The organism is Kitasatospora sp. NPDC042419, assembly GCF_056437345.1.
Map to the genome: position 1 here is coordinate 1 of NZ_JBWKAW010000037.1, position 22368 is coordinate 22368.

Genomic DNA, 22368 nt, shown 5'->3' on the forward strand with positions numbered 1-22368 from the left:
TACTGCAGGGGGGACCCTGTGGGAGAGTAGGACGCCGCCGAACAATCATTCACAAAGAACCCCCGTCCGGGATCCGGACGGGGGTTCTTTGCGTTCTGCCGGGAAACCCGGGAAACCCGGGAAGTCCGGGAAGCCCTGGTATCCCGGGAATCCGGGAAATGCGGCAGAAGAACCGGACGGAGTCCCCGAACCCCCCACCACCAGAGGGTGGACCTAGCACCACCTCGGAATCGGGGTAAGACGGCCAGTGCCCGGCCGGCACGCGCAGGGAAGACTTGACCGGGACGGTCCGACAGGCCGGCCGCCATCAGTACCAGCACCAGCACCAGGAGTACCCGTGACAGCAGAGAGTCGATTCAGCGGCGGCACCGTGCGCGCCCAGGCCGAGACTGCGCTGGCGTCGGGCGGTCGCGGGCTGGCACGGCTGGCGTTGCTGGTGCTGGGCATGGTGCCGGTCGTGGTGCTGCCGGTCCTGGGGGCGTTCTTCTCGGGCGCCACCGTCGCCTGGCTCATGGAGTACTACTACCCGGCGGCCCTCTTCGCGCTGGTGGCCGGGCTCACCGCGGGCGTCGTGGTGGCGGGGTTCTTCGTGCGCCGGTGCGCGGCCCGCACGCGGGCCCAGCTCCTGCGGTGGTACGGGATACGGCTGCCCGTCGAGTACAGCCCCCGGCCGGCGCTGGAGGCGGACGAGCGCGGGCACTGGTGGACGGGGTACTCGTACCACCGGTCCCACTCGGTGGCGAGGTTCGCGCAGCTGCTGCACTGGTCGGCGCGGGACCGGGCGACGCGGTCGGAGCTGCTCTGGCTGCTGGTCGGTCCGCTCGCCGTCGCGTCCCTCGCGGCGATGGTGTTCGGGCTCATCGTGGGCGGGGCGGCGTACCTGACGTCCGCGGTGCAGGACTACCGGCAGTTCGGGCCGACGCCCACCGGCTCGGCGCTGGGCGCCGTCCTGCTGGGGTTCGCGCTGCTCGGCCTCGCTGTGCTGGCGGCGCCGTACGCGGTGCGCGGCTACGCGGAGCTGGCCCGCCGGGTGCTGGACCAGGACGGCCGGGCCTCGCACGCCCAGCTGACCAAGCGGGTGGCGGAGCTGACCGAGACCCGGGCGGACGCGGTCGGAAACCAGGCGGCCGAGCTGCGGCGGATCGAGCGGGACCTGCACGACGGTGCCCAGGCGCGGCTGGTGGCGATCGGGATGACGCTGGGCACGATCGAGCACCTGATGGAGACCGATCCGAAGGCGGCGCGGGAGCTCCTCTCGGAGGCCCGGCAGTCCTCGGCCCGGGCGCTCCAGGAGCTGCGCGACCTGGTCCGCGGCATCCACCCGCCGGTGCTGGCCGAGCGCGGCCTGGGCGACGCGGTCCGTGCGCTGGCGCTGGACTCCGCGCTGCCGACCGAGGTGTGCGTGAGCCTGCCGGACCGCCTGGCGGCGCCGGTCGAGGCGACGGCCTACTTCAGCATCTGCGAGCTGCTGGCCAACGCGGCCAAGCACTCGGGTGCGGAGCAGGTGTGGGTGGACATCATGTACCGGGCCGGGCGGCTGCGGGTCACGGTGACGGATGACGGAGTAGGTGTGGCGGACCCGGCCCGGGGGACCGGGCTGCGCGGGATCGAGCGCCGATTGGGTACCTTCGACGGTGTCCTCGCCATCGACAGTACGTCGGGCGGTCCGACCACCATCACCTTGGAGCTGCCGTGCGAGTTGTCCTCGCCGAGGACCTCTACCTCCTTCGCGAAGGCCTGATCCGGCTGCTGGAAGCGCACGGCTTCACCATCGCGGCCGCCGTCGAGACCGGCCCGGAACTGCTGGACGCACTGCTGACGCACCGTCCCGACGTCGCCGTGGTCGACGTTCGGCTGCCGCCGACGCTCACCGACGAGGGGCTGCAGGCGGCGCTCCAGGCCCGGCGGGAGATCCCGGGCCTGCCGGTGCTGGTGCTGTCGCAGCACGTCCAGCAGCTGTACGCGCGGGAGTTGCTCGCGGACGGCACCGGCGGGATCGGGTACCTGCTGAAGGACCGGGTCTTCAACGCCGACCAGTTCATCGACGCGGTCCGGCGGGTGGCGGCCGGCGGTACGGCGATGGACCCGGACGTCATCGCCAAGCTGATGCAGAGCACCGCCCGGCGGCCGGGGCCGCTCCAGCGGCTCTCGCCGCGTGAGCGGGAGGTGCTGGAGCTGATGGCGGAGGGCTGTTCCAACTCCGCGATCGCGGCCCGGCTGGTGGTGAGCGACGGTGCGGTGGCCAAGCACATCGCCAACATCTTCACCAAGCTGGAGCTCGCCCCGGCCGACGACGCCAACCGCCGGGTCATGGCGGTGCTCGCCTACCTCAACGGCACGGCGGAACGGACCGGCTGACACCCCGCCCGGTCCCCGGTGCGGAGCCGGGGCGGGCGGAGGGTGACAGTCCGGGCTGCGGAAACGCTGAAACAGGCGTGCGAGTAAACTCCGGTGGGCCGAGCCCGGAGGTCGCTGAGCCGTCCGGCGCCCCGACAAGCGGGAACCGGCAGCCGGGGGCAGCGTACGGCCGCAGCCGACATCCAGGGGTTGATAGACGTAATGGCACGCCCACCGCTCACCAAGGCCCATCGGAGCCTGCTCGGCCTTGTCGCGGCCGGGGCCTGCCTGATCTCCGGCATCGGCTTCGCGGGCTCGTACAACGCGGTGCGGGACCTGGCCGCGGAGAAGGGCTTCGGCACCTTCTCGTACGCCTTCCCGATCGGCGTGGACGCCGGCATCGTGGTGCTGCTCGCACTGGACCTGGTGCTGACCTGGCTGCGCATCCCGTTCCCGCTTCTGCGGCAGACCGCGTGGCTGCTGACCGTCGCCACCATCGCCTTCAACGCCGCCGCCTCCTGGGGCGACCCGCTCGGCATGGGCATGCACGCGGTCATCCCGGTGCTGTTCGTCGTCGTGGTCGAGGCCTCCCGGCACGCCGTCGGCCGGATCGCCGCGATCACCGCGGACCGGCACATGGAGTCGGTCCGGATGATGCGCTGGCTGCTCTCCCCGGTGCCGACCTTCCGGCTCTGGCGGCGGATGAAGCTCTGGGAGCTGCGCTCGTACGACGAGGTCGTGCGGCTGGAGCAGAACCGGCTGGTCTACCGGGCGCAGCTGCGCTTCCGGTACGGGCGCGGCTGGCGCCGCTCGGCGCCGATCCAGGCGCTGCTGCCGCTCAAGCTGGCCAAGTACGGGGTGCCGCTCGATCCGGCGGTGCTCGACCGGCTGGACGAGGAGGCCCGGGTCGCCCAGGAGGGCAAGGAGGCGCGCGCGGTCCAGGAGGCGCGCGCGGCGGGCGCTCTCGCGCCGGCGGCCGTCGAGGGCGGGCCGCAGGAGCTCACCAAGACCGGGCCCCAGGCCGGACCGCAGGTTCCGGTGCCGGCGGCGCCGCGGGCGCAGGTCCACGTCCAGCAGCCGGCGCAGGCCGGCGGGCCCGGACCGCAGGGGCAGGCCCAGCAGCCGGTCCAGGGCCGGCCGGTCCAGGAGCAGCCCGTCCAGGAGCAGCCGTCGTCCGCGGCCGAGGCGGCTCCGGCCGGGGTGGCGCCGATGCCCGCCGAGGTGGCCGCGCCGATGCTGGCCAAGCTCGCCGCGGTGCGGCTGAGGGCGGCTCAGGAGCCGGAGGGCGAGGCGCAGCAGGCCCCGGCGCAGCCGCAGGAGGAGCTGAACGTCTGGACCGAGCGCGCGGTGCGGACCACCGGCCACCAGGACGACGGCGCGCCGGGCGGCCGGGTGCCCGGCCAGGCCTCGCCGTGGTTCAAGCCGCCGCGTCCGACCGAGCCGGAGGTGCAGCCGGTGACCCGGCCGGCCGCGCAGCCGGTTCCGCAGGCGGCCGCCGCCCAGGGCGGCCCGGCCGCGGCACCGTACGCCGGGCAGGCCGTCGGATACGCCGAGCGGGTGGAGTACGCGGAGCAGCCCGAGTACACCGAGCAGCCCGGGTACGGCGACTACGCGGAGTCGGCGGCGGAGGCGGGCCGCCCGCAGGGGGCCGGCTTCGAGGCCGCGCCGGACTTCCCCGAGGTGCCGGACTTCCCCGAGGCGCCGCAGTTCCCGGAGAGGACGGGCTCCGGCGGGCGCCCGGAGCGTCCGATCGGCCCCGCGCCGCGTCCGGGCTCGTACCGGCTGGACCCGGAGGTCGCGTACGAGGCGCTGGTCAGCTACATCGACACCTTCGAGAACCACCCCGACCCGCAGCGGCTCGCCGACTGGCTGACCAAGGAGTACGGCGTGACCGGCAACCGCCCGGACGGTTCGGTGCACCCGAAGGAGGTCGCCGAGCTCATCCCGGAGCTGCGTGACCGCTATGCCGCCTCCGGGCGGGACTGACCCGGACGCGACCCCACCGCGACCCCACCGCCACCCCGCCGCGCGCGCCCGCAGGCCCCCGTCCGCCGCTCGGTCGGCCATTGACGCCCGACCCCGGCCGGTCTACCTTCGCCTCAACAAACTGTTGAAGCGCTGGCCTGGCACGGGCCCCGCGCGCATGCCGGCGTGAGGAGTACGGATGTCGCAGGTCGAGGTGGGCGCTACCGGGCCGACGGGCGGAGCCGGGTTCTCCGCAGCCGCCCGCGCCGCAGTGGACGCGTTGCTCGCACCGGTCGACGCCGACCTGGCCCGCCGCTACCCGGGCGACCCCGGCACCCGCCAGCCGGTCCACACCGTCTACGTGCCGGCCGACGCCTTCGCCGCCGACACCGTGCGGACGTGGGGCCGCCGGGCGCTGGAGGTGTTCGACACCCACGCCGGGACCCCGGCCGAGCTGGCCCGCGCGCTCGGCGTGGCGGACGACGCGCTGCTCGCCGACGTGCACGCCCGGGTCCGGGCCAAGCTGGAACGCGAACCCGTCGAGGACCTGCGGATCGACTTCGAGGACGGCTACGGCGCACGCCCCGACGCGGAGGAGGACGCCGCCGCCGTCCGCGCCGCCGAGCTGGTCGCCGCGGCGGTGGCGGACGGCAGCGCACCGCCGTACGTCGGCATCCGGACCAAGTGCATGGAAGCGGCCGTCCGCGACCGGGGGATCCGCACCCTGGAGCTCTTCCTCACCACCCTGCTCTCCCACGGCGGCCTGCCCGACGGGCTGCTGCTGACCCTGCCCAAGGTGACCTACGCCGAGCAGGTCACCGCCCTGGTCCGGCTGCTGGCCGACTTCGAGCGCGCCGCCGGGCTGCCGTCCGGCCGGCTCGGCTTCGAGATCCAGATCGAGACCACTCAGGCGATCCTCGGGCCGGACGGCCGGGCCACCGTCGCCCGGATGATCGAGGCGGCCGAGGGGCGGGCCACCGGACTGCACTACGGGACCTTCGACTACAGCGCCTCCTGCGGGGTCGGCGCCGCGTACCAGAGCATGGACCACCCGGTCGCCGACCACGCCAAGGCGGTGATGCAGGTGGCCGCCGCCGGCACCGGGGTCCGGCTCTCGGACGGCTCGACCAACGTGATCCCGACCGGCTCCACCGCGCAGGTGCACGCCGCCTGGAAGCTCCACCACGACCTGGTCCGCCGCTCGCTGGCCCGCGCCTACTACCAGGGCTGGGACATGCACCCGGCCCACCTGCCGACCCGCTACGTCGCGGTCTACTCCTTCTACCGCGAGGGACTGGCGGCCGCGGGCGCCAGGCTGGCCGCCTACGTCGCCAAGGCGGGCGGCGAGGTGATGGACGAGCCGGCCACCGCCCGGGCGCTCAGCGGCTACGTGCTGCGCGGGCTGGACTGCGGTGCGGTCGACCTCGCCGAGGTCGTCGCGGCGACCGGCCTGGACCGGGCCCGGCTGGAGTCGCTGGCCGGGCGCTGACCGGGGCCGGCCGGGGCCGACCGCGGTCGACGGGGAACCCGGCAGCCCGGCGGCCGGGGTTAGGCTGGCGGGGCCGCCCGGGCCGCAGGTCCGGGGGCGCCCGCCCGCCCGCCCCGCCGTCCTCCGGGAGAACCGCCGCGCCATGTCCGCCACGCCGGAGCCGACCCCCAGGCAGTACCTCACCATCCGGGGCGCGGGCAGCCACGAGACCGAGATCAAGAAGTCGCGGTTCATCTGCCACCTCGCCCGGGTCGCCGACGAGGACGAGGCCCAGGCGTTCATCGCGGGCATCCGCAAGCAGTACTGGGACGCCCGGCACAACTGCACCGCCTTCGTGGTCGGGGACGAGCAGCGCCGCGAGCGGTCCAGCGACGACGGCGAGCCCGGCGGGACGGCCGGCGTACCGATGCTGGAGGTCCTGCGCCGGCGCGGGGTGACCGACACGGTGGCCGTGGTGACGCGGTACTTCGGCGGGATCAAGCTGGGTGCGGGCGGCCTGGTGCGGGCGTACGGCAGCGCGGTGTCGGAGGCGCTGGACGAGGTCGGGCTGCTGGAGCGGCGGCCGGTGGCGCTGCTGGCGGTGACGGCCGGCCACACCCGGGCCGGGCGGGTGGAGAACGACCTGCGGGCGGCCGGGTACACGGTGAGCGACCTCGGCTACGAGGCGGCCGGGGTGCGGATCGAGGTCGGGGTGCCGGAGCCGGAGGTCGCGGCGTTCCACACCTGGCTGGCGGAGGCGACCGGGGGCACGGCCGTCGCGGTGGCGGCGGGCCGCACGTACGTCGAGGTGCCGGTCTGAGCCGTTGCCCCGCAGGGGTCGGTGTCCCGTGGTCGGTGTCCCGTCGGGCCCCGGTGCCCACCGGCCGGTGCTCCCTCGGACGGGCTTCACGCGGCGGCACCGGATCCGGACAGGTTTTCGGACAGATCAGGACCGGCCGGTTTCGGGCCCGGCGTGCCCTGCCTAGCCTGGTCGGATCCGCCGACCAGGGAGCCGAGGCCGCGATGCCCGTCGTCCAGACCATCACGCTGGCACCGGGGGAGGGCACCGGCTGGCACTACCATCCCGGCCGGGTCGACGTCGTGGTGCTCTCCGGGACGCTCACCCGGACCCTGCACGACGGCCGGGTCGAGGTCAGCCGCGCCGGGGACTCGCTGGTCGAACAGGCCGGACCGGTGCACATCCACGTCGGCCACAACCACGGGACCGTCCCCGTCGTCCTGGTCGCCGACTACGAGGCCCCGGAGGGGTGCCCGCTGGCCGTGCCGGTACCGGTGCCGGAGTGGAGCCGCAGCGGCGCGGAGCACTGCGGGGACTGAGCCCGGACGCTCCGCCGGAACCGCCGCCGACGCTGGAGCAGATCGTCGCCGAACGCGCCAGGGCGGCTTGAGCAGATTCACTCGAACGTATTGACGTGGCCCGGAGTTGGAACTTCCGCTCCGGGCTATGGCGTTTCCTGGGCAAGGTCCGGCGAACCGGACCAATGACCCATCGATGGAGGACACGGGACCCCACCACCGCACCACGGAGGTACGCGCATGACCTCGGACCGCTCCCCGTCGTCGCCCGCCCATGCCGGTCCGTCCGGCTCCAGAGGCCCCGCGACGCCCTACCGGATGACCGTCACCACCGCGCTCCCGCACGCCGACGCCGTCGCGTTGGCCGACCGGCACCTCGCCGACTGGCTGAAACAGGAGGGGTACGAGGAACCCCCGCCCGTCGAAGCGACGCCCGTCGCACCTGCGCCTGCACCTGCCCCTGCGCCCGTAACCGCACCTGTACCCGCCCCCTCCGTACCCCCCTTCGAACCCGCCTTCGTACCCGCCGAGGCCGCCGCGGCCCTCCCCGGCCCGCCGGCCGAACGCCTCCGGCTGGGCGACCGCGTCCTGCTCGACCGCGACGGGGGCCCGCTCCGCGCCGTACTCCTGCGCGCCGCCGGGCCGGGGTCGGCCGCGGACCACGCCCCCGCCGCCGGCCGCTACGACCGCCGCCGGCTCCGCACCCCGGCCCCGCACGGGACCGCCCAGCTCACCGTCACCGTCGCGACCGGGCCCACGGGCCCGACCTGGGTGAGGCTGGAGGCCGAGACGCACATCACCGACAGCGGTGTGCGGACACCCGGCCGGGTTCCGGTGCCCGAGCCCGCCCGCACCCTGCTTCCGCTGCTCGACGCCGCGGACGGACCGGTCGCCGTCCAGACCGTGCCGCGGGTGCTCACCGCCACCGGGGTCGACGACCTGATCGACGAGCTCTGCGACCCCGACCGCCGGATGCCCGTCGTGGTCGCCAGCGTCCCGGCCGGCCACGCCGTCGACCAGTGGCTCGCGGAGGTGGTCGGCCCGCTCTGCGACCAGCTGCCCGGCCTCGCCACCGCCTACGTCCTCGACCCGGGCGCCCGGACGCGGTTCAACGTCGCGCTGGAGCACCACACCGTCTACGGCGGGGCGGTGCGCACCTACCTCCCCGAGGTGGACCCGGCCTCCCGGCACGACGGTGCCCGGCACCCCGTGCTGGCCCGGCGCCGGATCGAGGAGGACCTCCGCCGGGCCGCCGGGCTGCTGGCCCGCGAGCCGCGCCGGATCGCCGCCGAACTGCCGCTGCCGCCCGTACTGGCCGCCGTCCCGGTGCTCAGGGTGGCCCCGCCCCCGCCCCGGTCCCCGTACTCGTCCCCGCTCGCGCCACGGTCCCCGTCCCCGCTCGCGCCCGAGGTCCCGGCGTCGTCCGCGTCCCCGACCGGGGCCCGCCCGTCCGCACGGGCCGGAGCCTGCCCCGACGCCGCGGCCCCGGCCGAGTCGGCGGCGCTCGCCCGCGAGGAACGGCAGGACCTCGCCGAGCAGCAGGCCCGGGCGGACGAACTGGAGCGGATCCGGCACAGCCTGCGCCGCGAGCGCCGCCGCCGCGCCGGGCGGGCACCGGTGGCGCGCCCGCCCGCGCCGGGGGAGCAGTCCCCCTCCGGGCCCGGCACCTCCGGACCCGCCGGTGGTACCACCCGGCACGGCGGCGGCCCGGGGCGCGCGCCGTCCGGCCGTCTCTGCACCCTGCCCGGCGGGGTGGCCGGCCCGGCCCCGGTGGCCGGGTTCGCCGGTCCGTCACCGTCGCGCGGGCGCCCGCTGCCCGCGCCGGCCGGCCCCGGGAGGCGCTCCGGCCGCCGGGGCGGCCCGTCCGGCACCCCCGCGACCTTCACCGAGCTGATGACCCGGCTGGGCGAGTTCCCGCTGCTCACCTTCACCGGCGACCAGAAGGCCGCGCTCGCCCTCGACGAGCTGCGCTGCGCCGGCACCGGCTGGGCCAGGCTCACCTGGGACGGCCTGACGGCACTTCAGGAGTACGCCGAGGCGGCCGTGCGCGGCGAGGCCGGCGGCGACTTCAAGCAGTGGTGCGAGCGCACCCCGGCCGGCTGCCACCGCTTCCCGCCCCGCAAGGCGGTGCGCGGCGAGTCCCGGACGGTGTTCAGCCACACCAAGTGGAAGCGTGAGCGGATGCTGCCGGTGCCCGAGTGCGTGGACGCCTCCCGGCGTGCGTTCATGGGCGCCCACCTGCGGATCGGCGGCGGCCGCACCGCGCCCAGGCTGCACTACCTCGACGACTGTTCGGGCAGTGGCCGGATCTATGTCGGCTACATCGGCCTGCACCTGACCAACACCCGCACCAACTGAGAGGCTTGGCTGACCGGTGCGTCCGTTCGGTGGACAATGTCCGGCAGGGGCGGACCCCGGGGTCGCCGGGCGCCCCGGGCAGGCGCCGGACGAGCATGGGGGAACGACCACCGATGCAGTACTCAGCAGACGGCCAGTCCGACGGTGCGCTCACCGCCCCCCGACCGGGCTTCCTGGCCTCGGTCTTCCGTGACCTCGGGGTCGACGAACCTGACGGGGACGGCCTGCCCGGCCGCCCCGCCGGCGCGTCCGACCCGGGGCCGGACGGCACGCCGTCCGGCCCCGCACCCGGCGAACCGTACGGCGCGGGCGGTGACGAGGCCGTCGCCGCCCACGCCCGGGCCGCCGCCCTGACCCACCACCGCACGCTCACCGTCCAGGCCGAGCACGAGCGGCTGGTCGACCTGCTGCGGCGGGCCGCGCTGCCCGTCTCGGCCATGGACTTCGAGAGCCAGCTGCGCCGCTACGAGCCACGGCCCTACCCCACGGACGGCCCGTCGGCCGGGCCGGGCGAGGACGACCCGGAGCCGCGCTGGGAGGACTACGCGCCGGCCGAACCGCAGGCCGCCGACCCCGACGAGGCCCCGTCCCGCCGGCTGCTGGACTCCGGCTACCAGCGCGGACTGGCCCAGGCGCGCCTCACCCACCAGCGCGCGCTGCGCGAGTGGCGCACCCGGCGGGCCGAGGCCGGCAGCCCGGCCGCCGACCACGAGCGGCGCGCCCACGAGGAGGCCGAGCAGGCCCGGGCGCGCGCCGTCCGCGAGTACAACGAGTCGCTGGAGGAGTGCCGCCGGGCCTACCGGCTGGCCGAGCCGGCCGCCGTCGAGTCGCTGCTGGAGCGGGCACTCGCCGCCGCCGAGACCGCCACCCAGGACCTGCCCGCGCCCTGCCGGGCCGTCTACCGTCCGCTGACCCGTACCGCCGTGCTCGACCTCGACCTGCCGTCCCTCGACGTCGCGCCCTCGCTGGCCGGCTACCGGCTCGGCGCCGACGGGGAGGTCCTCCCGGTGCCGCGACCGCCCGCCGACCGGGCCGCCGACTACCTCCGACTGGTCGCCCGGCTGGCGCTGCGCGCGCTCCAGGCCGCCGACGCCGTCGACACCGACGAGATACTCGCCGGCGTCGTGCTCAACGGCTGGCTGCGCGAGCCGGGCACCTCCGAGCCGCTCTGCCTGCTGAGCGTGGACGCCGACCGGGACGCGCTGGCCCGCACCAGGCTGCTGCCGCCGGCCGACCCCGACGAGGAGCCGGACGGCGAGGGCGTCTACGCGGACGCCGAACAGGACGAGGCCCTGGTCCGGCTGCGCGGGCTCGGCGCCGCCGTCACCCCCGACCCGTACGCCCGGGCGGGCGTCGAGCCGGCGGCACTGGCGGCCGCCACCGTACCGGCCGCGCCGGACCTCTCCGCCAACGAGTTCGCCCAGCTGGTCCGCGAACTGCTCACCCGGGGCGGGCTGGCGCAGTGGAGCGTCCGGCTGCGCGGCCAGGCCGGACTGGTGGCCACCGGCGAGGGACCGGCCGGCAGCGCGCTCCCCGGCCGCTGGGTGGTCTGGGCCTCCCGCGGCGCGGACGCGGTGGGGGAGGAGGAGATCCGGACCCTGGCGGAGGCGGTCCGCGAGGAGTCGGCCGAGCGCGGGCTCCGGCTGACCACCGGCCGGTTCACCGACGACGCACTCGACCTCACGGGCGAGGACGGTCACCGACACATCCACCTCGTCGACGGCGAGGGCTTCCGTGAGCTGGCCCGCACCCACCTCGGCCTGCCGCTCGCCGCCGGCCGCTGAGCGGGACGCTCCCGGGGAGCCCGGAGCCCGGAGCCCGGAGCCCGGAGCCCGGAGCCCGGAGCCAGGAACCCGGAACCAGGAACCCGAAGCCCGAAGCCCCGCACCGCCGCGGGGGCGCACCGTCGCCCCCGGTCCAGTACGGTGGTCGGCCCGGCACCGGGCCCGGACCCTTGCGGGCGGCTCACCCTGACGGACGGTCCGGCGGGCGCCGCCCGGCGGCCCGCGTGAGGCTGGGGGCGCGGGCGTCCGGGTGACCGGAGGCCCGGCCGAGTGGCGGCACCCGGCGCAGGGCGGGGTGCCGGGGAGCAGTCCGGCACAGGTCGGCGGTCGGCCCGGGGACGGGCGGGACACGGGGGAGAGGGAATGGACAGACGGTCCGCCACGGCGGAGGAGCGGTGACCGCGATCCTGGTCGCGGCGGGGGCGTTCCTGATGACGCTGCTGGGCGGCTGGGTCGCCCAGCGCACCGGGGACCGCCGCCACCTGGTGCTCGGCTTCGCCGCCGGGCTGATGCTCGGCGTCGTGGCCTTCGACCTGCTCCCGGAGGCGCTGCACCAGGCGCCGGAGGAGGTCCACGGGGTGCCGCAGGCGCTGCTGATGTTCGCGGCGGGCTTCCTGGCCATCCACATCGTCGAGCGGGCGGTCGCCATCCACCGCGGCCACGAGGAGGAGTACGCCGAACACACCCACGGCCAGCGGTCCGCACAGGGCCACGCCCACGGGCACTCCCACGGCCGCACCCGGTCCGGCATCGACGGGCAGCAGGGCGTGGGCCTGACCGCCGCCCTCGCCCTGGTCGGCCACAGCCTCATGGACGGCTTCGCGATCGGCGCGGCCTTCCAGGCCGGCACCACGGTCGGGACGGTGGTCGCGATCGCCGTGGTCGCGCACGACTTCGCCGACGGCTTCAACACCTACACGCTCACCCGGCTGTACGGGAACGACAAGCGGCGGGCGCTGACCCTGCTCGCGGCGGACGCGCTCGCGCCGGTGACGGGCGCCGCGATCACCCTGCTGTTCACCATCTCTGAGCACCTGCTCGGCCTCTACCTGGGGTTCTTCGCCGGCTTCCTGCTCTACCTGGCGACCTCGGACATCCTCCCCGAGGCGCACAGTCCGCACCCCTCGCGCTCCACGCTGCTCTGCACCCTCGCGGGCGTCGGCTTCATGTGGCTGGTGATCGGATTCGCCGGCTGACGGCCTGACCCGTCCGCCGTCACCCGACGGCCGGACCCGACGGCAGGACCAGCCGTCGGCTCACCCTTCCGTGGACGCCCGCTCACCCGCCACCGTCGCCCGCTCGTCCGGCCGTCGCGGCCCACCGGGCCCGCAGCGCGCCCAGCGCCTCGGTGATCGCCGGGCGCCGGGAGGCCTGGGCGCGCCAGAGCGCGAACACCCGCCGCGTCGGCTCCGGCACCACCGGCCGGGCGACCACCCCCGGCGGCAGCACACCCCGGCCCAGCCGGGGCACCAGGCCGACGCCGAGCCCGGCCTCGATCAGCGCGATCTGGGTCTCGAACTCGCCGACCTGGTAGTGGACGTCGGGCTCCTCGCCGGCCTCGCGCAGCGTGCGGACCAGCCAGTCGTGGCAGATGTTGCCGGGCGGCACGCTGATCCAGCGCTGCGCGCCGAGCCGGCCCACCGGCACCACCGCGAGGCCGGCCAGCGGGTGGCCGGCGGGCAGCAGCAGGTCGACCGGGTCCTGGCCGAGCTCCAGCCGGGAGAGGCCCTCCTGCACCGGCAGCGGCACCGTCGGCCAGTCCTGGACGAGCGCCAGGTCGACCTCGCCACGCGCCACCAGCTCGGCCGCCGGGTACGGGTCGCTCTCCAGCAGCCGCACGTCCAGGTCCGGGCACCGCTCGCGCAGATCGCGCAGCACCCCCGGCATCAGCCCGCGCGCGCCGGTGGCGAAGGCCGCCACCAGCAGCCGCCCGACCGCCTGGCCGCGCTGCTCCTCCAGCCGCACCTCGGCCCGCTCCACCAGGCCCAGGACGGCCTGCGCGGTGTCGGCCAGCTCGCGCGCCGCGTCCGTCAGGACCACACCGCGGCCCTGACGCTCCAGCAGCACCGTCCTGGTCTCCCGCTCCAGCTTGGCGATCTGCTGCGAGACGGCGGACGGGGTGAACCCGAGGGCGGCCGCCGCCCCGCCGACCGAGCCGTGCACAGCCACCGCGTGCAGCGCCCGCAGGCGCCCCAGATCCATCATGAAGCAATACTAAAACGTGGCCTTCAGTATTCATCGCTAGTGCTACACGGTGGGCGGCGGCCATCCTCGATCCATGAGCGCAACCCCGCAGGCCGCCCCGGGCGGCGGCATGAGCCCGCGTCACATCGCCCTGGCCGTCCTGGTGGCCGCCGTCTGGGGCCTCAACTTCGTCCTCATCCACGTCGGCCTGCAGAACTTCCCGCCGCTGCTCTTCTGCGCGCTGAGGTTCGCCGTGGTCGCCGTCCCGGCGATCTTCTTCGTCGGCCCGCCCAGGGTCGCCCTCCGCTGGGTGCTCGCGGTCGGCCTGGTGCTCGGGGTGGTCAAGTTCGGCCTGCTCTTCCTGGGCATGCACGCCGGCATGCCGGCCGGCCTCTCCTCCCTGGTGCTCCAGGGGCAGGCCGTCTTCACCGCGCTCTTCGCCGCCGCCCTTCTGGGCGAACGGCCCGGCGGGCGGCGGCTGGCCGGCCTGGCCGTCGCGCTCGCCGGGATCGGACTGAGCGCCGTCGACCGCGGCCTCGGCGGACCGGTCGGGGCGTTCGTCCTGGTCGTCCTCGCCGCGACCGCCTGGGGCCTCTCCAACGTGCTGACCCGCAAGGCCGCCCCGCCGGACGCGCTGCGCTGGATGGTCTGGGTCAGCGCCGTCCCGCCGCTGCCCCTGCTCGCCCTCTCCCTGCTGGTCGAGGGGCCGGAGGCCGACCTGCGCGCACTGCGCGAGATCACCCCGGCCGGCCTGGGCGCGATCGGCTACGTCGGACTGGTCTCCACGCTCTTCGGGTTCGTCGCCTGGAGCTATCTGCTGCGCGGCTACGACGCCACCGCCGTCGCGCCCTACTCGCTGCTGGTGCCGGTGTTCGGGATGTCCTCGGCCTGGCTGCTGCTCGGTGAACCGGTCAGCCCGCTGGCCTGCGCCGCCGCACTGCTGGTGATCACCGGCATCGGGATCACCGCGCTGCGCCCGGGGACGAGGGCGCGGACGGGGACAGGGGAGCGGACGGGGACGTCGTCCGACGCGGCGGCGCCGAGGCCGCGTACGCGGCCTCGGCGTTCCGCAGAGCCCGCAGCAGCACGTCCTGGTCGGCCGGGCTGACCGGGCCGAAGTACTCCTGGGCGACCTCGTGCCGGACCTGGCCGATCCGCTCCACCGCCGACCGCCCGGCCGCGGTCAGCACGATCCGCACGGCGCGGCGGTCGGCCGGGTCCGGGGCGCGCTCGACCATGCCGGCCTCCTCCAGCGCGTCGACCACGGTGGTGGCCGAGCGGGGGGCGATGTGCAGCCGGTCGGCGAGGTCGCTCAGCCGCATCGCCCGGTCGGGCAGTTCGCAGCCGGGCGCGTGCGCCAGGGCCCGCAGGGCGCGGCCCTGGCCGGGGGTGATGCCGAAGGGCTCCAGCCGTTCGCTGGTGAGGCGGCGGATCCGCTTGATCACCCTGGTCATCGCGTCGGCCAGCTCGGCGGCGGTGTCGGTGGTGGCGTCGGTGGCGGTGCCGCCGACGGTGTCGTCGCCGACGGCGTCGGGCGCGGCGTCCGGGGCAGGGGAGGAGCCCGCCGCGTCGTCGGTCGGCGTGGTGGTCATGGGCGGCTCTCCTCGGCAGGTGTTCGACCAAGGGTATCGGCCGCCTCCGGGCGCGGAACCGGGCCCGAAGGGCCCACCGACCCGCCGGTGGCCCGGGCGCGGACCGGGTACGGACCGGGCAAGGGGCTGGGCGGGACCGGGTGGGACCGGGCGGGGGACGGGGTGGCGACCGGCGCCGGAAATATGTTGAGCCTGACTCAGTATCTGGGTTAGCGTAAGTCTCAAGTGAGGGCGACCTAAGTTCCCTCCCCGTACCCTGGAGGGCCCGTGCCCCGCTCCGAAGCCCGCGTCGCCACCGACCGTTCCGCCCGCTACGCCAAGCAGCTCGCCGCCCACATGGGCCGCAAGATCCAGACCGACTGGTCCGAGGAGACCGGCCACGGCACCCTCACCTTCGGCCTGGGCACCGCCACGCTGGAGGCCACCCCCGACGCGCTGCTGCTCGCGGTCGAGGGCGAGACCGAGAACCTGCCCGGCCTGGAGGACGTGGTCGGCCGCCACCTGGTCCGCTTCGGCGCCCGCGACGAACTGGTCGTCGAGTGGCACCGCGACAACGGCGAGACCGGCCTCGTCCACCGCAACGACGAGGAGCCGGCCGCGAACTGAGCCCGCCGGCGGCCCGCCGACGGACCGGGAGCGGTCAGCGGCGGGCCGGCAGCCACCGGGCGAGGCCCAGGAGCACCAGCCCGCCCACGCACCAGCTGGCCACCACGTCCAGCAGCCAGTGGTAGTCGCTCCACACCAGCCCCAGTCCCACCCCCACCGACAGCAGGGTCGCCGCGGTCGCCGACAGGCGCCGGGCCCGCGGGGCGGCCGTCCGGGCCAGCAGCAGCGCCGCCACCCCGTACGCGAGCGTCGCGGTGGCGGTGTGCCCGGACGGGTACCAGCCCCACTGGTCGGCCGCCAGCGGCAGGCCGAACGGGCCGGGCCGCGCGAACCAGGCCTTCGCCGGGACCACCAGCAGCGGGATCAGCCCGGCCGTCAGCACCGCGACCACCCCCGGCAGCCACCAGCGCGCCACCCCCGCCCGGAACTCCCGCCAGGCCGCCACCGCCCCGCCGAGGAACAGCACCGGAACCGCCACGGAACCGCCGCCCAGGTCGGACAGCGCCTTGCCGAGACGGTTGAGCAGGGTGCTGTGCAGCCCGGTCCGGGCCTCCCGGACGGCGTGCCGGACCCAGCGGTCCAGCCCGAGGAGCGGGCCGTCCACCGCCACCTGCCAGGACACCGCCAGCAGCACCACCCCGAGCAGCACCGGCAACGCCGGGTGGCCCAGGACGCGGGACAGCCGCCCCGGAGCAGGGGGGAGAGCTCCGGGGCGGCTCTGATGATCGCCGTTCCGTGCGCCCCGGGGGGTGTGGGTCGGACGGTCGGTCGATCGGCCTTCGGTGTGTGCCGCCCGGTGCGGGGCGGCCCGGTTGTCCTCGCGGGTGACGCGCGGAACCGCCGACGGGGGCGGTGCCGCGGACGGATCCGCCAATGGCTGGGGCTCGCTGTCCATCTGTGATGACACTACGTCAAGGTCCTTGCACGGCCGAGGAGCTTCAGCGATTCCGCACACCATCTTCACCGCCGCGGCGGCCGGCGCCACACCGGGTCCGCGTCGGGTCGCTCCGGCCACCCGGGACCGGCACCGACCGAACGGCCCGTGGGGACGGGAGTCCCCACGGGCCGTTCAGCGCTGTCCGGACATCCCTCCGGCGGGTCTCGGTGCGGCACCCCGGCGCGGCCGCGCGGACGGCGCGTGCCACGTCGGCGGTGCGACGCCTCAGAGCGCGGCGAACGCGCCCTCGATGATGTCCAGGCCCTCGTTCAGCAGGTGCTCCGGCATGACCAGCGGGGGCAGGAAGCGCAGCACGTTGCCGTAGGTGCCGGCGGTCAGCACGACCAGGCCCTCCGCGTGGCAGGCCTTGGCGACGGCCGCGGTGACCTCCGCGTTCGCCTCCTTGGTGCCCGGCTTCACCAGCTCGACCGCGATCATCGCGCCGCGACCGCGGACCTCGCCGATGATGTCGAACTTCTCCTGCATCGCCCGCAGGCGGCCCAGCATGATCTCGCCGATCCGCTGAGCCTTGCCGTTGAGGTCCTGCTCCTTCATGGTCTCGATGGCACCCAGCGCGGCGGCGCAGGCCACCGGGTTGCCGCCGTAGGTGCCGCCCAGGCCACCCGCGTGCGCGGCGTCCATGATCTCGGCGCGGCCGGTCACCGCGGCCAGCGGCAGACCGCCGGCGATGCCCTTCGCGGTGGTGATCAGGTCCGGGACGACACCCTCGTCGTCACACGCGAACCACTGGCCGGTGCGGCAGAAACCGGTCTGGATCTCGTCCGCGACGAAGACGATGCCGTTGTCCTTGGCGAACTCCACGATCGCCGGCAGGAAGCCCTTGGCCGGCTCGATGAAGCCGCCCTCGCCCTGGATCGGCTCGATGATGATCGCGGCGACGTTCTCGGCGCCGATCTGCTTGGTGATGATCTCGATCGCCTGCGCGGCGGCCTCGGCGGCGCAGTTCTCGGCACCGGTCAGCCAGCGGTACGGGTACGCCACCGGCACCCGGTAGATCTCCGGGGCGAACGGACCGAAGCCCTGCTTGTACGGCATGTTCTTCGCCGTCAGGCCCATGGTGAGGTTGGTGCGGCCGTGGTAGCCGTGGTCGAACACCACGACGGCGGTGCGCTTGGTGTAGGCGCGGGCGATCTTCACCGCGTTCTCGACGGCCTCGGCACCCGAGTTGAACAGCGCGGTGCGCTTGTCGTGGTCGCCCGGGGTCAGCTCGTTCAGCTGTTCGGCCACGGCGACGTAGCCCTCGTACGGGGTCACCATGAAGCAGGTGTGCGTGAAGGCGGCCAGCTGCTCGGACGCCTTGGCCACCACGGCCTCGGCGCTGTTGCCGACGTTCGTCACGGCGATGCCGGAGCCGAAGTCGATCAGCGAGTTGCCGTCCACGTCCTCCAGCACGCCGCCGTTGGCACGGGACACGTACACCGGCAGGGTGGTGCCGACGCCGGCCGCCACCGCACCCAGCTTGCGGGCCTGCAGCTCCTGCGACTTCGGACCGGGGATCGCGGTGACCAGGCGGCGCTCCTGCGGGAGCGGCGTTGCGGCGCTCATGGGTTTCTCCAGACTTCTCGGCTCGGTGCTTCGCAGGCTACGGCCGCCCTCCCCGGCCGGGCATGCGCCACTCGGTAGCACTGGGCCGTCCGACTTGTCCGGCACGGCCAGCGCGGGCGACGAGACTACCGGCAGCCCGCACTCCACTACATTGAGCGCGGGCGTGTCGCCGGGGCGGCGGCATGGGTATGGCGGCACCGACGGCGGTCGGGCCGGCGGGCGAGGGAGCGGGGCCGTACATGGGACTGGACGGGGCACAGAGCCACGGCGAGCGGACCACCGCCCACCCCCTCACCCCCGTGCCGCACCCACGGCCCCCGGCCGGCCTCCCCTTCGACCTCCCCACCTGGGTCGCCGCCCCCCGCCCCGAAGCCGCCCCGGGCATCTACCGCCAGGGGCACCGGCAGCTCGACCCGGACCGCGCCGAGGCGGCGAAGGTGCCCACCTGGCCCCTCCTCCTCCGCGCGGGTCTGAACGCGGTGGTGGGGTGGCTCGCCTATATCTACGGTGTCGAGCTGGCGAAATACGGAACCACGCTCATCGGCGTCCTGCCGACGCGCTCGGCCTTCGTCGCGGTCTCCGTCGTCCTCACCCTCAACGTGCTGGTCGCGGGCATCGTGATCAAGGTCTTCGGTCGGATGGGCCGGTGGCCCGAGGTGTGGCGGCGGTATGCGGCGCCGCTGCTGTCCCGGACGGTGACCGAGGAGGAGCCCGCCACCGAGGTGGAGGCGGCGGAGGCGGTTCGGCAGCGGGACCCGTGGGTGCTGCTGCGGCACGGCGGGGCGGCCGCCGCCGCCGGGCGGCTGGACGGCGAGGCGGTCGGGGACGTCGACTACGTGCGGATCCAGCGGGCCTGGGAGTCGGCCCAGGCGGATCCGGCGTTCCTCCCGGCCTTCGTCGAGCAGGTGGCGGCTCGCGGTGCGGCGGCGTTCGCCCACCCCTCCGAGGCGCGGGAGCTGCCGGGCCGGGCGGAGCGGCACGACCTGCTGGTGGGCCAGGTGCGGCTGGGGACGGCCCAGGACGTGCCGAAGAATCCGTTGACCCACCGGGCCGCCGGCTTCGCGCTGGACCCGGCGGTGCTGGGCACGTCGCTGCTGGCGGTGGGCCCGGCGGGGACGGGGAAGACGGCCAGGCTGGCCCGGCCGGTGGCCGAGGCGCTCTGTCTGCAGGCGCTGGCGGGCACGGCGTGCGCGGTGGTGATCGGCTCGTCGGACGCGGATCTCGGGCCGGATGCCTGGTACGACGTGGTGATCGCCCCGGGTGAGGCGGGTTCCCGGTACGGGCTGGACCTGTACGGCGCGGCCCAGGATCCGGACGAGGCTGCGGCCCGGTTGGCCGAGGCGCTGCTCCCGGACGAGCTGACCGCGCGCGCGGAGTCCGCCCGGACGGCGTTGCAGCAGATGGTGGGCCCGTTCCACGCCGCGTTCGGCCGTTACCCGGGGGTCCGCGAGCTGCGGGCGCTGCTCGCCGGCGAGTCGGAGGCGCTGGAGGCCCTGGTGAAGGGCCTGCGGGCGGCGGGCCGGCTGGGGTCGTACGAGCGGGACCTGCAGCACCGGGAGCGGCAGCACGGTCGGGCGGACGACCCGGGGGCGCTGCTGGCGGACCGGTTGTCGCTGCTGGATCGGCCGGCCTTCGAGGGGGCGTTCGCGACGGACGGCTCGGGGCGTCCGCCGTTCGCGATGCGGGTGCTGGACCATCCGCTGCGGGTACTGGTGCGGCTGCCCGAACGCAGTCATCCGGAGGCGGCGCGGATGCTGTCGCGCCTGCTGGTGGGGCAGTTCGTGCAGGCGGCCGGGGTGCGCCGGGACCGTTCGCTGTTCGCCGGTCTGGTGGTGGACGACGCCTCGGCGGCGTTGGACGCCGGCATCGTGCGCGGGCTGCAGCGGCTGCGCGGGGCCAACGCCGGGGTGGTGCTGCAGCTGAGGACGCTGGTCGATCTGCCGGAGGCGCTGCGGGCGCCGCTGTTCGGGGCGGTGGGGTGCCGGGCGGCGTTCCCGGGCATCGCGCCCTGGGACGGCCGGCTGTTCTCCGAAGCCTGGGGGACGCACGTGGTGCGGGAGACGGCGGTGACGCTCGCCCCGGACACCTCGGGCGGCCTGGTGCGGAAGGCCGGGCGGTTGGGGCGGAAGGCGTTGTCGGGGACGACGGCGCAGACCGAGTCGGTGACGACGCGGGAGGTGGAGCGGCTGCGGTGGTCGCCGTCGGATCTGGCGCACGCGCTGCCGGCGGGGCACGCGGTGGTGTCGCTGACGGCGGTGTCGGGGGAGCAGGTGCCGCCGCTGTTGGTGGATCTCCGCGGGTGAGGCGTGGGTGAAGCGGGGGGTGAAACGGGGTGAAGCTCGCCTTCGAGGAGGATTCGGCAGTGCGGGTTGTCCGGGGCGTCCATAATGAGGGGAGGGAGTTCCCCAGAACCCTCAGCCCTCTTCTCGCCCGGCCGCAACGGCGCGGTCGGGTCGTTCCCCCGAAGGTGCCATGCCCCCCACACTTGCCTCCGTCGTCCGCAACACCTCGCTCCATCTGACGGTCCTCGCCGGTGCGGACCACCTGGAGCGGCAAGTCCGCTGGGTGCACACCAGCGAGCTGGACGACCCGACGCCGTTCCTGGAGGGTGGTGAGCTGCTGCTCACCACCGGGATCAAGCTGGGTCGGACCGCCGCGCAGTTGCAGGCGTACGTGCACCGTCTGGCGGACGCGGGGGTGGTGGGGCTGGGGCTCGGTGTCGGGCTGTCGCACACCGAGGTGCCGCAGCCGCTGGTGGAGGCGGCCGCGCAGCGCGGGCTGCCGCTGCTGAGGGTGCCGGAGCCGACGCCGTTCATCGCGATCAGCAAGGTGGTGTCGGCGGCGCTGGCCGCGGAGCAGTACGAGGCGGTGACCACCAGCTTCGAGGCGCAGGAGGAGCTGACCCGGGCGGCGCTGGGCAAGGACGGCACGACGGCGGTGGTGCGCCGGTTGGCGTCCCGGCTGGGTGGCTGGGCGGCGTTGTACGACGGGTCGGGGGCGCTGTCGGTGGTGGCGCCGGACTGGGCGGCGCGCCGGGCCGGCCGGCTGGCGGCCGAGGTGGACCGGCTGCGGCGGCGTCCGGCGCCGTCGAGTGCGGCGTTGCAGGGGCGGTCGCCGGGGATAGACACGGCGGACGAGGACTACGTGGTGGTCCAGTCGCTGGGTGCGGACCGGCGGGCGCGCGGGTTCCTGGCGGTGGGGACCGAGGACCGGATCACGCCGACCGAGCGCTACGTGCTGAACGCGGCGGTGGCGCTGCTGACGCTGACCCTGGAGCGGTCGCGGGAGCTGCGGCAGGCCGAGGAGAAGATGGGCGCGGCGCTGCTGCGGATGGTGCTGGCCGGGGAGGTGGCGACCGCCCGGCAGGTGGCGGCGGGGCTGTTCGGGGGGTTGCCGGAGGGGACGGTCCGGGTGCTGGTGGCCGGGGCGGGCCAGGGCGTGGACGCCGGGGAGTCGCTGGGCGAGCTGGGGGACCGGGCGGAGCAGGCCGGGTCGCGGGTGGCGGAGAAGCTGCTGGTGGCGCGGGAGGAGGGGGCGCACGGGCCGCGGTTGATGGTGCTGGCGCTGGACAACGGTGCGGTGCACCGGGCGTGCCTGGGCGCGGTGGAGGAGCACGAGGGCCTGTCGCTGGGTGTTTCGGCGCCGGCGGCGCTGGAGGACGCGGGGACGGCGTACGCGCAGGCGGAGCGGGCGCTGGCGGTGGCGTTGCGCGGCGGCCGGCGGTCGGTGGACCACGAGGAGGTCGGCGCGGGGTCGCTGCTGCCGCTGCTCGGGGAGGACGCCGTGACGGCGTTCGCGGAGGGGCTGCTGCGGCCGCTGCGGGAGCACGACCGGACGGCGCGCGGTGACCTGGTGGCCTCGTTGCGGGCCTGGTTGTCCCGGCACGGGCAGTGGGACGCGGCGGCTGCCGATCTCGGTGTGCACCGGCACACGCTGCGGTACCGGATGCGGCGGGTCGAGGAGCTGCTCGGGCGGTCGCTGGACGACACGGACGTGCGGATGGAGCTCTGGCTGGCGCTCCGCTCCGGCGAGGAGTGACGAGGAGCGACGAGGAGTAGCCGGAGGAGTACGCCCGGGGCCACCGAGCCCGCTCGGCCCCCGGGCCCGGCGGCCTGCGGCGGGGCCGCTGGACGCGGTGGAGTGGCCGGGGTGGCGAACGTTACGCCGTGGCCAATCCGATCGGCGCGCCGCCGCCCCTACCCTCGGTTCTGGCGCCACGTCCGTGGGGCCGTGAGGACGACGAGGAGAGGGCCG

16 protein-coding genes and 1 pseudogene are annotated in these 22368 nt (G+C 75.5%); 13 read left to right on the forward strand and 4 right to left on the reverse strand.

Annotated features, from left to right (window positions below; genetic code table 11):
* Positions 1 to 337: 337 nt before the first annotated feature.
* From AC067J_RS38840 to AC067J_RS38880, 9 genes are all read left to right on the forward strand, one after another.
* Positions 338 to 1741, forward strand: a complete 1404-nt coding sequence (locus AC067J_RS38840) for a sensor histidine kinase (RefSeq protein ID WP_478307513.1) — start codon at positions 338 to 340, stop codon at positions 1739 to 1741.
* Positions 1693 to 2358: a response regulator transcription factor gene (locus AC067J_RS38845; RefSeq protein ID WP_478307514.1), complete on the forward strand. Its 666-nt coding sequence runs from the start codon at positions 1693 to 1695 to the stop codon at positions 2356 to 2358. The genes AC067J_RS38840 and AC067J_RS38845 overlap by 49 nt, the downstream gene beginning before the upstream one ends.
* A gap of 201 nt (positions 2359 to 2559) precedes the next feature.
* Positions 2560 to 4323, forward strand: a complete 1764-nt coding sequence (locus AC067J_RS38850) for a DUF2637 domain-containing protein (RefSeq protein ID WP_478307515.1) — start codon at positions 2560 to 2562, stop codon at positions 4321 to 4323.
* 178 nt (positions 4324 to 4501) lie between these two features.
* Positions 4502 to 5791 carry a DUF6986 family protein gene (locus tag AC067J_RS38855; protein WP_478307516.1) on the forward strand — a complete coding sequence of 430 codons (1290 nt, stop codon included), beginning with the start codon at positions 4502 to 4504 and terminating at the stop codon, positions 5789 to 5791.
* 142 nt (positions 5792 to 5933) lie between these two features.
* The gene (locus AC067J_RS38860; RefSeq protein ID WP_478307517.1) at positions 5934 to 6590 is read left to right on the forward strand and encodes a YigZ family protein; all 657 of its coding nucleotides are present in this window, start codon (positions 5934 to 5936) and stop codon (positions 6588 to 6590) included.
* Between the two features lie 203 nt (positions 6591 to 6793).
* Positions 6794 to 7108, forward strand: a complete 315-nt coding sequence (locus AC067J_RS38865) for a cupin domain-containing protein (RefSeq protein ID WP_478307518.1) — start codon at positions 6794 to 6796, stop codon at positions 7106 to 7108.
* Positions 7109 to 7327: 219 nt separating this feature from the next.
* Positions 7328 to 9445 carry a hypothetical protein gene (locus AC067J_RS38870; RefSeq protein WP_478307519.1) on the forward strand — a complete coding sequence of 706 codons (2118 nt, stop codon included), beginning with the start codon at positions 7328 to 7330 and terminating at the stop codon, positions 9443 to 9445.
* 113 nt (positions 9446 to 9558) lie between these two features.
* Positions 9559 to 11229, forward strand: a complete 1671-nt coding sequence (locus AC067J_RS38875; protein ID WP_478307520.1) for a restriction endonuclease — start codon at positions 9559 to 9561, stop codon at positions 11227 to 11229.
* 431 nt (positions 11230 to 11660) lie between these two features.
* Complete coding sequence (locus AC067J_RS38880; RefSeq protein WP_478307562.1) at positions 11661 to 12425, forward strand: ZIP family metal transporter; 765 nt, start codon at positions 11661 to 11663, stop codon at positions 12423 to 12425.
* A gap of 82 nt (positions 12426 to 12507) precedes the next feature.
* On the opposite strand, the gene AC067J_RS38885 is transcribed toward AC067J_RS38880, so the two are convergent.
* The gene (locus AC067J_RS38885; protein WP_478307521.1) at positions 12508 to 13434 is read right to left on the reverse strand and encodes a LysR family transcriptional regulator; all 927 of its coding nucleotides are present in this window, start codon (positions 13432 to 13434) and stop codon (positions 12508 to 12510) included.
* Between the two features lie 109 nt (positions 13435 to 13543).
* Between AC067J_RS38885 and AC067J_RS38890 the strand changes: the two genes are divergently transcribed.
* The gene (locus AC067J_RS38890) at positions 13544 to 14521 is read left to right on the forward strand and encodes an EamA family transporter (RefSeq protein ID WP_478307563.1); all 978 of its coding nucleotides are present in this window, start codon (positions 13544 to 13546) and stop codon (positions 14519 to 14521) included.
* Positions 14522 to 14624: 103 nt separating this feature from the next.
* Here the strand turns inward: AC067J_RS38890 and AC067J_RS38895 are convergent.
* Positions 14625 to 15005, reverse strand: a pseudogene (locus AC067J_RS38895) (MarR family winged helix-turn-helix transcriptional regulator); the annotation flags it as partial.
* Positions 15006 to 15272: 267 nt separating this feature from the next.
* Between AC067J_RS38895 and AC067J_RS38900 the strand changes: the two are divergent.
* Complete coding sequence (locus AC067J_RS38900) at positions 15273 to 15611, forward strand: DUF2218 domain-containing protein (RefSeq protein WP_478307522.1); 339 nt, start codon at positions 15273 to 15275, stop codon at positions 15609 to 15611.
* Positions 15612 to 15645: 34 nt separating this feature from the next.
* On the opposite strand, the gene AC067J_RS38905 is transcribed toward AC067J_RS38900, so the two are convergent.
* On the reverse strand, positions 15646 to 16260 hold the full coding sequence (locus AC067J_RS38905) for a phosphatase PAP2 family protein (RefSeq protein ID WP_478307523.1): 615 nt from the start codon (positions 16258 to 16260) through the stop codon (positions 15646 to 15648).
* A gap of 513 nt (positions 16261 to 16773) precedes the next feature.
* Positions 16774 to 18114: a 4-aminobutyrate--2-oxoglutarate transaminase gene (gabT, locus tag AC067J_RS38910; RefSeq protein WP_478307524.1), complete on the reverse strand. Its 1341-nt coding sequence runs from the start codon at positions 18112 to 18114 to the stop codon at positions 16774 to 16776.
* A 239-nt stretch (positions 18115 to 18353) separates the two neighbouring features.
* Between gabT and AC067J_RS38915 the strand changes: the two genes are divergently transcribed.
* Both AC067J_RS38915 and AC067J_RS38920 read left to right on the forward strand, forming a co-directional pair.
* Complete coding sequence (locus AC067J_RS38915; RefSeq protein WP_478307525.1) at positions 18354 to 20417, forward strand: type IV secretory system conjugative DNA transfer family protein; 2064 nt, start codon at positions 18354 to 18356, stop codon at positions 20415 to 20417.
* A 169-nt stretch (positions 20418 to 20586) separates the two neighbouring features.
* Entirely contained in the window at positions 20587 to 22152 is a 1566-nt protein-coding gene (locus tag AC067J_RS38920) for a PucR family transcriptional regulator (RefSeq protein WP_478307526.1), read from the forward strand.
* The last annotated feature ends 216 nt before the right edge of the window (positions 22153 to 22368 follow it).